Annotated in this window: 2 protein-coding genes; one reads left to right on the top strand and one right to left on the bottom strand. The window is 48.2% G+C overall.

Annotation, left to right across the window (positions count from 1 at the left end; translation table 11 throughout):
* Positions 1-261, top strand: a 261-nt coding sequence (locus tag B3O33_RS11190; RefSeq protein WP_292363601.1) for a helix-turn-helix domain-containing protein, incomplete at its 5' end; no start/stop codon positions are given.
* A gap of 82 nt (positions 262-343) precedes the next feature.
* Here the strand turns inward: B3O33_RS11190 and B3O33_RS11195 are convergent.
* Positions 344-575 (bottom strand): hypothetical protein (locus tag B3O33_RS11195; protein ID WP_292363602.1); only part of this gene is annotated, 232 nt, incomplete at its 5' end.

The raw sequence follows: 575 nt of genomic DNA on the forward strand, positions 1-575 counted from the left end.
CAAGGGTTGAGCCCTGATCAAATCGCGAAACACCGTGAGCTAAAAATCAGCACGGTCTACAGTCATCTCTCCGATGGTATTGAAGCCGGTCTGCTGGATGTTAAGAATGTACTGGAACTGGAAGATGGTGACTTCAATGCGATTATTTCCACCATTGAGTCGCTGGGAGAAAAGGCCGACAGCCTGAAAGTCGTGTTTCATGCGCTGGATGAAGCATACGATTACGGGGTGATTCGCTGCGTGATGGCCTCAGTTCATTAGTACTGTACTTTTTTGAGGTACTTTACGTAACAGGTTCCGACCTGCGGCCGGAACCTGTTACGTAGCAATTCACTCACACCAATTAACCAGCTGAATGGATCAGCGGAGCCAGCGCATTGTTTATCTTTGTCATCTGAGCTTGCGTGATCAACTCACTCAGCACTTTGGTAAACCGGGTGTGCTGTATTCCAGAAACAATGTATTGCCAGCGATATGCGCTAAGAAATTGTTCAGCTATCGCCGCTTGCTGCTGTGCAGTGAATGTGGCTCTCGACACAGCAATAAAATAGCTGGCATCTGCCTTGGCCTGTTGT

It is taken from the genome of Methylophaga sp. UBA1464 (genome assembly GCF_002325665.1).
GTDB lineage: Bacteria > Pseudomonadota > Gammaproteobacteria > Nitrosococcales > Methylophagaceae > Methylophaga.